Raw genomic sequence first — 13,269 nt, 5'->3', positions numbered from 1 at the left:
TGCTCAGCTTTGGAGGTTCATCCTATTTTCTATAACTAATAAGATGAACCTCCATGCTCTTCTTATGCTACTGTTTATTAAGAATTTTAGTAGGGAAAGGAGGAAGTTTTAATGGGGTAATAGCGTGATTTTATGATTTTTTTTCATGAGTTATATCCTTAGTGATGTCTTTATTTCCATAACAAAATTTCTGGTGATTTACGAGGTACCGCTTGAGTTTCACTGGCAGGAATACCTACAATAATCGGCGCAATAGCTTCTATATTAGAGGGTAGATTTAGTTTTGTTTTCCACTCTGGAGTATTTAGAGCTGAAATCGCAAGGCCAATCACACAGGTACCAAGTCCTTGTGCACACGCGGTCAGCATGAGGTTTTCAGCAGCCAACCAACAATCAGCTGCGACAAATGGACCATGATATTTACTGTAAATGATGATTAAAGTACTTGCATTATAAAATGCATGAAAATCAGGATTATTCACCAATTCTAATAGATGTTTGGTTTGTGTTTTCGGATAATTAAGGGTTTCGGCATAGATACGCGCTTTAACACTATTTGATAAACTATTTAATGTCTCTTTGTCTTGAATTACAACAAAAGACCAAGGTTCCTCGTGCATGGCAGTAGGGGCTTGAACTGCCGCATCAAGTAATGAATTGATTGTTTCACGGTCAAGTATTTGTGGTAGGTAATTACGTACAGCCCGGCGCTTGTAAATTGCTTCTATTTCGCTCATAGGATATTGCTCCTTAAGTCTATTAGAAGTAGCCATAACTTTTCTCCATTTAAACCTTATGATCCATGTAAAAAGTTTTTTACTGTTAATAAATTCTGGTTCAACTTCTTGTTTTGTCAAGTTTCATATTGCTCTTGGTCGTATGAAACAATTGTATTATTGAACATATTTGTAGATCCATTAAACTACATGAGTTTCATACTACGTAAGGAGTTCATGTTTGGACGAGGAACTATTTATCAAAGCAGCCACAGAACAATTATTTCAAATTTTTGCTCAGAGCATTATACTCATGTGGGCATTATGGATATCTGTTGTCTTTCTGACCGATTTTTGCAATCTCATGGTTGGGTTTGGCCTATTGCCAACCAATTTTCCTGCGTCATCTCATAATCTTGATTGGATCTACACCTTCCTTAAATTGTACCGTCTTGATAATGATGTGCTGTGTCTGATCCTTTTTTCAATAATCAATCTATGGGTAGTGACCATTGCAGTGTTTTATTGGCGTGCGTTCATTTCCTATTATACCCATAGGAACTATTATGTATATCGAACCATGCAGGCATTTATCTTAAATATGTCCTTGTTCGTATGCTTTTTGATTGCTGATGAACTATTCATTCAATATAAAGCTGGACACACTCACATGAGCATGTTGCTTTATATTTTTACCAGTCTTATTACATTTTTTTATTTACTTGATAAAAAACACCAAAAAGAACAGTGACTTAAATTCATCACTTAACTATTTTAGAACTTCTCTTAAAAATGGATATTGAATACCATGTTTGATGCAATTATTTTTGATTTTGATGGCGTTATTCTAGACAGTGAACCTATTCATTATAAAGCATGCTGTGAGGTACTTAAACCTTTAGGGATAACAATAAGTTATAAAGAGTACATGGATAAATATTTAGGTTTAGCGGATAAAGATATGTTTCCTAAGTTACTAAAAAATGAAGGACTCAGTTTTTCTAACGAAGAAATTCATCATTTCATTCAACAAAAAAGTGCAACCTATATCGATATTATCAACTCAAGTGATACCCTCCCTTTAATTGCTGATTTCGATCAATTTATTTTTAAAATTGCATCTAAAGTGAAAAAAATTGCCATTTGTAGTGGTTCAAGTCGTAGTGAAATAACGGCGGTTCTTTCCAAAGTAAGGCAGGGAAAATTACGCGCTTATTTTGATATTATTGTCACCGCTGAAGATGTTCAAATTGGGAAACCTTCTCCTGAGGGGTATTTATTAACAGCTAAACGATTAGATGTTTTGCCCCCTCATTGCTTGGTAATAGAGGATACTCCTCATGGAGTTAACGCAGCTAAAGCTGCCGGAATGCAAGTTATTGGCCTCATGACTACTTATGAGAGACAGTATTTTTTAACTGCGGAGCGAGTAGTTAAAGGTTATAGGCAATTGTTGGCTAAAATTTGGTAACTATTGCTGCAAAATTTGTGATAAATCAAAAAACAAATGAGTAAATATGAAGGTTATTGTTGGATTAATTTTTTTCATCATAGGAGGAATGGGGATGGCTATGGATTTAGAAATAGTAACTATAGAGCAACCTGAATATCATCAGGTTCTAAAGCATCAGGCTCAAGAAGTACAGTTTCCCTTAAGCCAAGCTGATAAAGACTTAATTGATGCAATGAAAAGCAAATTACAAGAGCTGGGTGGAGTTGGTCTTGCAGCTCCTCAAGTTAATGTTTCTAAGCGGATTATTGCTATTTATATTCCAGAAGAAGCTACTCTATTGCGTGATAATGTTACAAAGTTTTACCCCATGCATATTATGATTAACCCAAGTTATACACCGGTGGTGGGCTCTGCTATTCAACCTGACTTTGAAGGGTGTTATTCAGTCTCCAGTAAGTCTGGAAAAGTGCCGCGTTACGAACAAATTGAAGTGAGTTATTATGATGAATCGGGTCATTTTTATCAGCAAATAGAAGAAGGATTTTATGCCCGGGTTGTACAACATGAAGTGGATCATTTAAACGGTTTTTTAATTCTTGATCGTTTAACGCCTGATTGTGTGCAGGGATCAATAGAGGAAATGATGACTTTGCGACGCGCTTCATTGTCACCAGAAAAAAAAGCTCTTTTCGATCAGATTATGGCGAGAAAAATGAAAAAATAGTTCAAATCCTACTTTTATTGGTGTTATGGGGGAATTACTTTTTTAATAATTCAGCTACGTTTTGGATAGTAAACTGAGCTTTTGCCTGCTGGTAGCCCGCTTCTGTAATTTCTTTATATTTTTTGAAATCTAATATACCGAACTGTTCTACTTTTAAAGAAATACCAAAATCTGCCATAGACATGACTCGTTCAGTATTTTGTTGCGAGCTAATTGTTAATAATTGCAGGACTAATTCGCCTAAGCTTATAGGTAATGACATTTTTTTACCCAGGAACTTATTATAAAGCAATTTCCAGCCGGAGAGTGAATAGGGTAATGGAGTCGATTTGAAGGAGTGTTTACTATTAATATTGGAAGCAATAATTTTACTGCTGTTTGAATAGCGTCTCATGACGTCGATAGGTATATTATTGAGTACTCCACCGTCGATAAGTAGTTTATCATTAAAAGATACAGGTGGATAAATAAAGGGTAATGAGATGCTTGACCGAATTGACTCCCATAATAATCCTCTGTCATGGACATAAGAGTTTTGGCTAATTAAATCGGTTGATACGCAAAAATAGTTAAGCCATAAATCTTCTATTTGATTCTTTTCACCGTAAAGCCGTATGAGATTGTCTTCAGCTCTCTTACCGGCTGCAATTGCAATATAAGGAAAAGTGAAATCAATTTTTGCTCCCTTAATTAAATACTCTTCAACTAAATCAACAATTTCATTAGAAGTATATCCCATGGCAAATGTAGCAGCGAGCATAGCCCCCATGCTTGTTCCAGCAATATAATCTACAGGAATCCCGCGTTCTTCTAGGAGGCGGTAGACACCAATGTGAGCAAGGCCTCGTGCTCCTCCGCCACTTAGAACCAATGAAATTGTATTGTCCGTAAAAATTCGCATCATGCGTGAAATTCCTGCTGCTGTATTTCTGCGAACATGATAATGTGCATTCACTGAACGTTCTTGGAGCCAATATTGGGTGTCGCTTGGGCGATTTGCAGTATTATGCAAAAGTATTAAAACATTTCGTTTTACAAAATTATGCTGGGTCTCCATGGTATAACGCTCTACTGCGGATAAACTAAAATCACGTGCTTCTGCAACGGTTAAAAAGGCAAGTGAATCCGCTTGGCGAATACAAAATTTAGTCCAACTTGTGAGCGTTTCATCCGCCAGATAAAATATAAAAGAGAATTCTTTTTCTTGTTGGTTAATCCATAAAATTCCTTTATTACTCATATTCCCATTTTCATCTAAGAAATTTTCTTGTATATCCAAGCAATGACTGGTTAACAAAAGAATTTTCTCTCCATAGGAGTGGCGAAAAATTATTTCTTGTAATTGAAATTCAAAATCAGGTATGGGTTTTATAGGAATTATGGCTATTGATTTATTGCGGGATGGAGTAGGAGGAACTCCTTGTAGCGAATTCGTTAACCGCTTAATGGTAAATTCGGTGATTTTATTCAGTAGTTCAGGGTATGTTTTGCATAATCTCAAGAAATTATTTTTTGATAATTTTAAGATGATACTATCGCGTAGCGTATACACATTAGCAGAGCGAGGCAAATCAGATAAAAGGGACATTTCACCTATGATTGAACCCTCATTCATTTCGCCCTGGTAAGTCACATTATCTTCTGTGTCTGTTACTTGATAGAAAAGTCTACCTTGAATTAGAATGTAGAGCTCATTTGAGTTCTCTCCTTTTTTTACGAGTAAGGAATTACCAACATGAGACTCAATTTCTAGCGTATAGGAGAGTTTTTTCAGACAAGCGTCACTCAAGGCACTAAAAGGTTCAAACATTTTGATAAAGTCATAAATTTCTTTGTGTGTGAATAAGGGAGTGTTCATTTTTATAGTTACTACTCATCTTAATTTATTATTTAGTATAGACTTTGTTTTTGAAGTAAGCGTATCGTAATGACTATTAGATAATGCCTTAACTAGTGCCATTGCATACATTAGTATGTGAGGCCCGATAAGGATTATTTTGTTCAAGATGCGCCAAATTCATTTAATTGCCTTCCTAGCCTGGGTAAAACGTTACTCAGGCATAGTCCTAATGGATGTTTATGTTTAACTTGCAGTCATTGAAGGAGATTCCTAGCTAAAATCTATATGTGGATTCATATTGTTGCGATTCAACCTGTTCAGCCTGTTTAACCTGTTCCTGATTTAATTTTTGAGAAAGAACAGGTTTCACTGCTTCGAAAATTGTTTCAGCAGCCTTTGTTAAAGAGCTTTGCTTCGCATTACTATCTTGATTGGCGGGCATTAATCGGAGCATATTATTTGTTGACTCTATAATCGGCTGTTCCTGATTTAATTTTTGAGAAAGAACAGGTTCCACTACTTCAGAGAAAATTGTTTCAGCAGCCTTTGTTAAAGAGCTTTGCTCAGCATTACTCGCTTTATTGACAGTAGTATTTTGATTACCAGGCTGGTTTTGATTTTGAGTAAGGAAGTCTTTAACTGCCATCGCGTCACTTACAATCATACGAGGAACGCCAGTTACTCCAGTAAACCCCCTCATTTCAGCCAACTTATAGAAACCTAATCCAACGCTTGCCCCGAGAGCAGCTCCAACATTTGTCCCAGCAACTGTGCCTAATCCTGGTACGGCGGAACCTATGAATCCACCAATGGCCGCACCCACACTAGCGCCCCCAGTGGAATAGAATGAACTGGCTTTCTTATCAATCATAATTTTATCTCCTTAAGTTAAGGTATATATAAAATTCTATTTAACCAGTATTAAGCCAAGATTAAGGTGGGTTATCAAAAAACAAGACCATGGAACACATAAGAAATCGAGCTTATTCCCTCCTTGTTTTCTATGCCTTGTAGATCGAGTTCACTTAAAATGAAGCAGCATATTTTATTGGAAGAGTGGTGACGTTTATTCTTTATTTTTCAATGAAGCAAACTTGACAAAAATAAATTTTACTTCCTAAAATGCTATCGGGTAAATCATATTTTACCTTTATGCTTATTAACTAACTCTAAAAGGAATTAATTATAATGAACAAGATAAAATTAACAGGCGTTGCTCTAGCTATTGGTGCTGCTTCTATGTTTGCTGTAGCTCCTGCTTTTGCTGCGGACGACGCTTCTGCTGGCATGGTTAAGTGCCAAGGCGGTAATGCATGCAAAGGACAAAGTGTTTGCAAAACAGCTGATAATGCGTGTAAAGGACAAAATTCGTGTAAAGGAAAAGGCGTAGCAGAAATGAACAAAGAAGATTGTCAAAAAGCAGGCGGTACTGTTGTTCAATAATTATAGATAAGTTATCGCATGACCCAGGCATGTTACATGCCTGGATTTTTTTGTCTATTAGGCTGAATTATGAGTACCCCACAAAATAAAATTGTGCAACAAATGCCTTTTCTTGGTTTTGGTCTGGGATTACGACCTAATTATTATGAAGAAATTTTAACTCAAAAACCTAATTTAGGTTGGTTTGAGGCATTAACTGAAAATTATCTTGTTCCCGGAGGAAAGCCACTTTATTATCTTGATCAAATTCGAGCCCACTATCCTATAGTGATGCATGGTGTTTCTCTTTCATTGGGCAGTTCTGATCCTTTGGATCATGATTATCTACAGCAAGTAAAGAATTTAGCTACTCGAGTTGAGCCAGTTTGGATTTCTGACCATTTATGTTGGACTGGAATCAATGGGATTAATGCCCATGATTTATTGCCTATTCCTTATACGCGTCAGGCAGTAAATCATATTGTTTCTCGTATTCATCAGGTCCAGGAATTTTTAGGTAGGCCTATTTTAATTGAAAATGTATCCAGCTATCTTACTTATAAGCAATCTGAAATGACGGAATGGGAATTTATTCTTGAAATTGTAAAAAAAGCAGATTGTTATATTTTACTCGATGTAAATAATATCTATGTAAGTTCTGTAAACCATCAGTTCAATCCTATGGACTATATTTTTGCTATGCCTGCTGATCGTGTGGCCCAAATTCATTTGGCGGGTCATTCCAATCATGGTCATTACATTATTGATACACATGATGCACCAGTAATCCAGCCTGTTTGGGATCTTTATGCAGCAACTTTACAACGATTGGGTCCTGTTTCAACTATGATAGAACGAGATGACAATATGCCGCCTTTGGCTGATTTACTTGCGGAAATAAAGCACGCTGAGGAAATTGCCGAATCTGTATTCATTGAGGAGGTGTTTATATGACCGATCTTCTGCATTTGCAAAAGCAATTTCAACAGTTTTTATTATCAGGCCAATCAGATATTTATGATTCAATTATTCAAACCGAATTGGTGTCAGTGGATACGCGCTTAGGTATTTATCGTGATGCTTATAAACTTCGCTTGATCGAATGCTTGTCGTCTAATTTTCCTTCGTTACATACTTATCTAGGTTCAGAGCAATTTGATGAGGTTGCTCTTCATTACGTCAATGCATATCCTTCATCTTATCGCTCTATTCGTTGGTTTGGTGATTTACTTCCTGATTTCATTAAAAGTCAATATCCTCAATACCCCCATTTGGCGGAGCTTGCTGATTTTGAATGGAAAATGAGCTTGGCTTTTGATGCTGCGGATGCTCAAGTTGTGCGGGTAGAAGATATGGCTGCAGTTCCTCCAGATGCATGGGCAGGATTACAATTTATTCTTCACCCTTCTTTGCATCGAATCAATTATATGTGTAATACAATTCCTCTTTGGCAAGCGTTGACTCATGATCAAAAATTGCCTGAACTACAACAAAGTTCAGAGCCTACTGCTTGGGTTCTGTGGCGAAAACCTGAATACATCCTTCAATTTTATAGTTTATCTTGTGAAGAGGCTTGGGCTTTGGATAACTTGCTACAAGGTATGTCCTTTGGTTCTTTGTGTGAAGGGTTATGTCAGTGGATAGATCCTGAAGAAGTAGGAATGCGTGCAGCTTCCTATTTGAAAGGCTGGATTCAAAACGGTATGTTATCTCAACTATTGCTTATGGATTAATTTTTATTTTCCGTATCCCGTTCAGGTAATGGCGTCAACTTGACCAATCTTTGCCTCTAGGCACATCGTCAACCTCCGCGAAAGCGGAAGGTCTAAAAGTAACAAATCTTTGTTCTAAACTTCACCTTGCAGTCATACGCTTACGAGACCCCCTGCTTACGCAGAGGGTGACGATGCTCTCAATACCGTCTCCTTCTGCAAAAGAAATAATTGGATCCTGTTTTATTTGCGATAGACAAGATGTGTAGAAGATTCAGGCGAAAGCGGGGGCCTCAATCAAAGTCTTAATATAAAAGTACAATTGTTTTAACAAGGCGCTTAATGCTTAGCAAAGTATTTAGACCCTCCGCTTTTGCGGAGGGTGACGTGCTTTCGAAATTGAGAGTTCATCGAAACCTCATCTTTTCCTTAGGGGGTAATAGATCAACCCCATTCAGAAAACGGTCATGTTTGGCATATTTTACAAGAAAATCAATGTGTTATTTTTGACTCATTATAGCAATTTATTGTAACAGACTTTCATTTGTTTCGATTCAGTAATGTAAAAATAGGTGGCACTATAGAAATGAAGATAATCCCATAAATAACCAATGAGAAATTTTCTTTAACTAAAGGAATAGATCCTAAGAAATAACCAAGGCTTAGGAGACTAGCAATCCATATAAATGCGCTAATTAAATTATATAGAGTAAAGTGTACGATACGCATGGTTCCAATTCCTGCAACAAATGGTGCAAAAGTGCGTATAATAGGTAGGAAACGCGCAAAAATAATCGTTTTTCCACCATGCTTTTCATAAAATGTATGTGTTTCCTGTAGATGCTTTTTATTGAGTAGCCAAGATTTTTCAGCCGAAAAAATGCGAGGTCCCAGCAAACGTCCTACTAAGAAATTAATTTGATTTCCGAAAATTGAAGCACAGAAAAGTAATAAAAACAAAATAAAAATATTTAATGGATTTCCAGGTTGGGCAGCAATGCTTCCAGCAGCAAAAAGTAAGGAGTCACCAGGTAAAAAAGGGGTTACTACTAAACCTGTCTCGCAGAAAATAACAGCGAATAAAGCCAAATAAGTCCAAAACCCATAACTTGAAACAAGAGTGTTTAGGTAAACATCAATGTGAATTATATAGTCTAGAATATTTAAATGCATTTTATATAAATTGAATGGAAATAAGTATTCTTACATACTTATTTGTTAATTTAAAACATAATTTTTACACGGGTTTGCTCTTCCTTTGCTATCCTTATAGAATAGCTACTACAGGGAGAATATGAAATGACAAGGAATCACCATTCATCTCATAGTTCCGTTAATCCTAAACATAGACAAAGTGACTCGGGAAATCCAGGAAATTTGTATATTAAAAGGAATCGTCTACCTAAAGAAATGGAAAAAGGTGCTAAAGTTAAAAAAGTAACTAAGAAACCAAATTCATGAATACATTATTTCATCTTGCATTTCCAGTACATGATTTAGCATTGGCTAAAGAGTTTTATCACCATAAATTGGGTTTTTCTTTAGGACGCGAATCTGAAAATGCATTGATTTTAAAATTTGGTAACCATCAAATTGTGGCGCATAAAGTAGATATGATCCCCCCTTCTCAAGAAGGCATCTATCCAAGACACTTTGGTTTAATTTTTTTGGAACGAGATCAGTTTGATTCTTTTTTGACAAAAATTAAAATACAGAGCATTTCTTTTGAAATTCCTCCTAAAACACGATTCAAAGAGACTCGAATAGAACACCAATCTTTTTTTTTAAAAGATCCCAGCAACAATTTGCTCGAGTTTAAATATTATGAATTTACCTCCGCCATTTTTGGTGAACAAGATTATAAAAAAATTGGGGAATCTCCGAATAAAAAAAATTAACTCAAGTCATCCTTACATGTTCTATGATTGACTTACCATCGCTTTAATTTAACGTGAATTTCGGATAATGAGCCGATCTCCTTATACGAAACTCACGTTAATTTACAGTCTAGTAGATGTAAATTTGCTAATACGCCACCTAACTTATTGAATATAATAAAAACGATAAAGAAAAAATCACTTCTAATTCAGATTGAACAAAGGCTTTTATACTCTTACAATTACTTTTTAATGGACGTTTATTTTTACTAGGATGCTTCGTGCGTTTTTTATTTCCCATAAACCTATTCTTAAGCGCAGTACTTTTATTTAGTATCCAACCCATGGTTGCTAAAGTTTTATTGCCTATTTATGGAGGGACTCCTGCGGTTTGGACCATATGCATGTTATTTTTTCAGTTAATATTGCTTTTTGCGTATGGATATACAACACTGTTAAGTTTTTTAAAACCTACCTTATGGCGACTTATTCATAGCGTACTAGTTATTTTGAGTTTCATTGCTTTGCCTCTGTTATTTCAGCCTGTGATGCTTTATGAATCTCCGGTATCGGATATTTTATATAATTTATTAACACAGTTAGGGTTACCTTTATTTGTGATTGGTACTTCAGCCCCTTTACTTCAATTTGCTTACAGTCAAACTCGGGAAAAAGGCGCTACGGATCCTTATTTTTTATATGCGGCCTCAAACGCGGGGAGTCTTTGTTCTTTATTACTCTATCCTTGGGGTGTTGAGCGTTTTATTGGCTTAAAGAACCAGTTTTACTTATGGAATATAGGGTATGTTCTCTTCATTATTCTCCTGATTTTTGTTCTCTACGCGAATCGTTATCGAGCTGTGGAAACTCAAAATGAGTCCATCGAAGTGATGCTTTGGAAAAAGATTTTGTATTGGATTTTTTTAAGTTTTACTCCATGTAGTTTGATGCTTGGAGTGACATTATATATTACTACAGATATAGCAGCGATACCTTTATTTTGGGTTTTACCACTGGCTTTATATTTACTTACTTTCGTACTCATATTTACCCATAAACCATTGATTTCTTTTTCATGGGTAGCTCGAAACAGTATTGTCTTTCTAGTTTTTCCAGTTCTTGGTTTTATTTTGGATGTAAGCCAGGTAAGAGTCTGGCACATTTTATTTAATTTGCTAAGTTTTTTTATTTTAGCATTACTTTGTCATGGCAGATTATTTTTAAGTAGACCCAAACCCCAGTTACTCCCTTTATTTTATTTTTGCTTAGCGCTTGGTGGTGTATTGGCAGGGATATTTAATGGTGTTTTAGCACCAAATTGGTTCAATCAAATTTATGAATATCCCTTGGCTATTTTATTGAGTTTACTTGCTTTACCCCAATTATCCCAAAAAAATGATTGGTGGCTCCCTTTTGTTGTTCTAGGACTTTTGCTCCTTCATTACATTCTTCCTACGATCCACTGGCCTGGTGGTTTTTCATCTTTTCAGATTTGCGCTATTTTGGCCTTAACGTCAATAGCGCTATGGCAAGAAACTAGGACCAGTCTATTTTTATCGTTATTGATCTTGTTTGGATTTATTTTTACACCTTGGTTACAAGATGAAACTATTTTGCTTCAGGTTCGCAATTTTTATGGTGTAAAAAAAGTGATAAATAAAAAAGAGGTAAATGTTTTATTCAGTCAATCCACAGTACATGGATTGCAAGCTAAAGGAGAGAAAAAACCCGAAGGAGCGGGTTCTTATTATGGAGCGATAAAACCAGTAATTGAAGTGATGCAACAAAAATGGAGCAAATTACCCACAACTATTATTGGCTTAGGTGTTGGAACATTGGTTTGTCAATTTCGTCACGAAGATCCAATAAAAGTGATTGAAATTGATGATCAAGTTATTGAACTGGCAAAAAATCCTCAATTATTTACTTATCTACGTGATTGTTCTAGTTCTGTAACCATTATAAAAAATGACGGAAGATTAGCTGTGGAACAATTACCGAAGCATTCACAAAAATTGCTGATTGTGGATGCTTTTAGCTCTGATGCAATTCCAGTACATTTATTAACGCTTGAAGCATTTACTTTGTATCAGCAAAAAACTACAGAAGATGGTGGAATACTGATTCATTTAAGTAATAGAAATTTGCAATTATTACCTGTAATTAATGCTATGGGTCGTTCTTTGAAACTGAAGGTATTATATGTAAATTATCGAGGTAAACCCACATTAGGGGAATTTGATTCAGAATGGGCTTTTTTGACTAAGAATGAAGATATCGTACTTAAATTAATGAAAAATACAAATTGGCGTCTTAATGAAAGTGATAAACAGTTTTTGTGGACTGATGATTATTCCAATTTAGTACCTTTATTGAAGTGGTAAGAAGTATGGATACCAATATCACGTTAATTAATTTTATGTACTGGAATCACTGTTTGTGGTGCTGATTTATATTGAATTTGGCAATTGCCAGCCCCACTTGATTCAATAATAATTTCATCTTTATCTGCACTAATGGTCATTGGCCCTGTGTAATACTTATTCATTCCTTTAACAAAGGCTTGCTTCACATCAGATATTGTTGGAATTGCGGGAACAAAATGAGTCAATATTAAATGTTTTACTTTAGCTTGTTGCGCCATTTTTGCAAGTTCTAACGAATCAGCATGGTAATTCTTGGTTTCCAACGAGAATTCAGCATCTAGTTTATTACCTGTTGCTATTGCGTGCTGGTATGTTTCTTGATTTAACGGATTGCTAAGCACTTCATTAATTAAAAGATCAGCGTTTTTAGCATGAGCTGCTAATGCAGGAATAACTTTGGTATCACCACTGATGACTATTTTACAACCTTTATAGTATATAACATATCCCAACGCCGGGTATACAGGTTCATGAGAAACAGGGAACGCAGTAATTCTCATGTTTGGTGTATCATAAATGAGTTGATCATGTTTCACTGCATCCACTAATTTGGGAGTCCCAAATCCCAATTGCGGATCTAATCTTCCTTTACTATTAGAGGAACGGAAAATTACATCCAGTTGATAGGCTTTTGCTAATCCTTTTACTACTTGCTCGACTCCATAAGGCCCGTGAATATTGATGGGTTGATTACGTCCATTATTCCAAGAGGCATTAATAACTTGGCCTAAACCACTGAAATGATCAGAATGCCAATGTGTGATAAATACATTATGAATTGCTGCGTAAGGTAATCCCATCGATGCTAAGGTTTGTATCGTTCCTTCACCTGCATCAAATAGCATAAATTGTTTATCGGCAATCATCGCAAGACAGGCAGGTTTGCGGACATTTTGCATGGTTACTTCGGGATCACCAGTTCCACAGAGGTAAAGGTGCATCTTGTTATCGGTCAATAAATTTTTTTGAATAGGTGCTTCTAGATATAAAGCAGCGAAGGAGTGGCTGGCATAAGCAAATAAAATAAAGCGAAAGATTTTAAAAGAATTTTTCAGCATAGATAGAATCCTTTAAAATTGAGAATGAGGAAAAACTTCCG

The 13,269-nt window shown here is 35.8% G+C and carries 14 protein-coding genes; 9 read left to right on the top strand and 5 right to left on the bottom strand.

Annotated elements, in window-relative coordinates; translation table 11 throughout:
• Nucleotides 1–170 precede the first annotated feature (170 nt).
• Nucleotides 171–773 (bottom strand): nitroreductase family protein, encoded by a 603-nt coding sequence (locus Lgra_RS09565; protein WP_058499026.1) that lies wholly within the window; start codon nucleotides 771–773, stop codon nucleotides 171–173.
• Between the two features lie 184 nt (nucleotides 774–957).
• Between Lgra_RS09565 and Lgra_RS09560 the strand changes: the two genes are divergently transcribed.
• The 3 genes from Lgra_RS09560 (at nucleotide 958) to def (ending at nucleotide 2,893) form a co-directional block, all read left to right on the top strand.
• Complete coding sequence (locus Lgra_RS09560) at nucleotides 958–1,467, top strand: hypothetical protein (protein WP_058499025.1); 510 nt, start codon at nucleotides 958–960, stop codon at nucleotides 1,465–1,467.
• Between the two features lie 57 nt (nucleotides 1,468–1,524).
• Nucleotides 1,525–2,187, top strand: a complete 663-nt coding sequence (locus Lgra_RS09555; RefSeq protein ID WP_058499024.1) for an HAD family hydrolase — start codon at nucleotides 1,525–1,527, stop codon at nucleotides 2,185–2,187.
• A 100-nt stretch (nucleotides 2,188–2,287) separates the two neighbouring features.
• Nucleotides 2,288–2,893 carry a peptide deformylase gene (gene def, locus Lgra_RS09550; protein WP_172468425.1) on the top strand — a complete coding sequence of 202 codons (606 nt, stop codon included), beginning with the start codon at nucleotides 2,288–2,290 and terminating at the stop codon, nucleotides 2,891–2,893.
• 34 nt (nucleotides 2,894–2,927) lie between these two features.
• On the opposite strand, the gene Lgra_RS09545 is transcribed toward def, so the two are convergent.
• Together Lgra_RS09545 and Lgra_RS09540 are read right to left on the bottom strand one after the other, a co-directional pair.
• A complete protein-coding gene (locus Lgra_RS09545) occupies nucleotides 2,928–4,751 on the bottom strand; it encodes a patatin-like phospholipase family protein (RefSeq protein WP_058499023.1) in 1,824 nt (607 codons plus the stop codon).
• A gap of 256 nt (nucleotides 4,752–5,007) precedes the next feature.
• Nucleotides 5,008–5,604 carry a DUF6861 domain-containing protein gene (locus tag Lgra_RS09540; RefSeq protein ID WP_058499022.1) on the bottom strand — a complete coding sequence of 199 codons (597 nt, stop codon included), beginning with the start codon at nucleotides 5,602–5,604 and terminating at the stop codon, nucleotides 5,008–5,010.
• Between the two features lie 317 nt (nucleotides 5,605–5,921).
• Between Lgra_RS09540 and bufA2 the strand changes: the two genes are divergently transcribed.
• From bufA2 to Lgra_RS09525, 3 genes are all read left to right on the top strand, one after another.
• On the top strand, nucleotides 5,922–6,176 hold the full coding sequence (bufA2, locus tag Lgra_RS09535) for a BufA2 family periplasmic bufferin-type metallophore (protein WP_058499021.1): 255 nt from the start codon (nucleotides 5,922–5,924) through the stop codon (nucleotides 6,174–6,176).
• Nucleotides 6,177–6,245: 69 nt separating this feature from the next.
• A complete protein-coding gene (gene bufB / locus Lgra_RS09530; RefSeq protein WP_058499020.1) occupies nucleotides 6,246–7,109 on the top strand; it encodes an MNIO family bufferin maturase in 864 nt (287 codons plus the stop codon).
• The gene (locus Lgra_RS09525; protein WP_058499019.1) at nucleotides 7,106–7,888 is read left to right on the top strand and encodes an HvfC/BufC N-terminal domain-containing protein; all 783 of its coding nucleotides are present in this window, start codon (nucleotides 7,106–7,108) and stop codon (nucleotides 7,886–7,888) included. The genes bufB and Lgra_RS09525 overlap by 4 nt, the downstream gene beginning before the upstream one ends.
• Nucleotides 7,889–8,407: 519 nt before the next feature.
• Here the strand turns inward: Lgra_RS09525 and Lgra_RS09520 are convergent.
• Nucleotides 8,408–9,040 (bottom strand): DedA family protein, encoded by a 633-nt coding sequence (locus Lgra_RS09520; RefSeq protein ID WP_058499018.1) that lies wholly within the window; start codon nucleotides 9,038–9,040, stop codon nucleotides 8,408–8,410.
• Nucleotides 9,041–9,166: 126 nt separating this feature from the next.
• On the opposite strand from Lgra_RS09520, the gene Lgra_RS17820 reads away from it, so the two are divergent.
• The 3 genes from Lgra_RS17820 to Lgra_RS09510 all read left to right on the top strand — a co-directional run bounded on the left by Lgra_RS17820 (nucleotide 9,167) and on the right by Lgra_RS09510 (nucleotide 12,128).
• Nucleotides 9,167–9,328, top strand: coding sequence for a hypothetical protein (locus tag Lgra_RS17820; protein WP_157068266.1), 162 nt, complete (start codon nucleotides 9,167–9,169; stop codon nucleotides 9,326–9,328).
• The gene (locus tag Lgra_RS09515) at nucleotides 9,325–9,765 is read left to right on the top strand and encodes a VOC family protein (protein WP_058499017.1); all 441 of its coding nucleotides are present in this window, start codon (nucleotides 9,325–9,327) and stop codon (nucleotides 9,763–9,765) included. Before Lgra_RS17820 ends, Lgra_RS09515 begins: the two co-directional genes overlap by 4 nt.
• 260 nt (nucleotides 9,766–10,025) lie before the next feature.
• Nucleotides 10,026–12,128: a fused MFS/spermidine synthase gene (locus Lgra_RS09510; RefSeq protein WP_115385449.1), complete on the top strand. Its 2,103-nt coding sequence runs from the start codon at nucleotides 10,026–10,028 to the stop codon at nucleotides 12,126–12,128.
• 23 nt (nucleotides 12,129–12,151) lie between these two features.
• On the opposite strand, the gene Lgra_RS09505 is transcribed toward Lgra_RS09510, so the two are convergent.
• Nucleotides 12,152–13,228 (bottom strand): MBL fold metallo-hydrolase, encoded by a 1,077-nt coding sequence (locus Lgra_RS09505; RefSeq protein WP_058499015.1) that lies wholly within the window; start codon nucleotides 13,226–13,228, stop codon nucleotides 12,152–12,154.
• Between the last annotated feature and the right edge of the window lie 41 nt (nucleotides 13,229–13,269).

It is taken from the genome of Legionella gratiana, from assembly GCF_001467695.1.
GTDB classification, from domain to species: Bacteria; Pseudomonadota; Gammaproteobacteria; order Legionellales; family Legionellaceae; genus Legionella; species Legionella gratiana.
This window is presented reverse-complemented; position numbering and strand designations above follow the sequence as displayed.

Coding starts and splice junctions, on each gene's coding strand:
- Lgra_RS17820 (WP_157068266.1), top strand. CDS start 9,167: ATGACAAGGAATCACCATTCATCTCATAGTTCCGTTAATCCTAAACAT.
- Lgra_RS09515 (WP_058499017.1), top strand. CDS start 9,325: ATGAATACATTATTTCATCTTGCATTTCCAGTACATGATTTAGCATTG.
- def (WP_172468425.1), top strand. CDS start 2,288: ATGGATTTAGAAATAGTAACTATAGAGCAACCTGAATATCATCAGGTT.
- Lgra_RS09520 (WP_058499018.1), bottom strand. CDS start 9,040: ATGCATTTAAATATTCTAGACTATATAATTCACATTGATGTTTACCTA.
- Lgra_RS09505 (WP_058499015.1), bottom strand. CDS start 13,228: ATGCTGAAAAATTCTTTTAAAATCTTTCGCTTTATTTTATTTGCTTAT.
- bufA2 (WP_058499021.1), top strand. CDS start 5,922: ATGAACAAGATAAAATTAACAGGCGTTGCTCTAGCTATTGGTGCTGCT.
- Lgra_RS09555 (WP_058499024.1), top strand. CDS start 1,525: ATGTTTGATGCAATTATTTTTGATTTTGATGGCGTTATTCTAGACAGT.
- Lgra_RS09525 (WP_058499019.1), top strand. CDS start 7,106: ATGACCGATCTTCTGCATTTGCAAAAGCAATTTCAACAGTTTTTATTA.
- Lgra_RS09540 (WP_058499022.1), bottom strand. CDS start 5,604: ATGATTGATAAGAAAGCCAGTTCATTCTATTCCACTGGGGGCGCTAGT.
- Lgra_RS09565 (WP_058499026.1), bottom strand. CDS start 773: ATGGCTACTTCTAATAGACTTAAGGAGCAATATCCTATGAGCGAAATA.
- bufB (WP_058499020.1), top strand. CDS start 6,246: ATGAGTACCCCACAAAATAAAATTGTGCAACAAATGCCTTTTCTTGGT.
- Lgra_RS09545 (WP_058499023.1), bottom strand. CDS start 4,751: ATGAACACTCCCTTATTCACACACAAAGAAATTTATGACTTTATCAAA.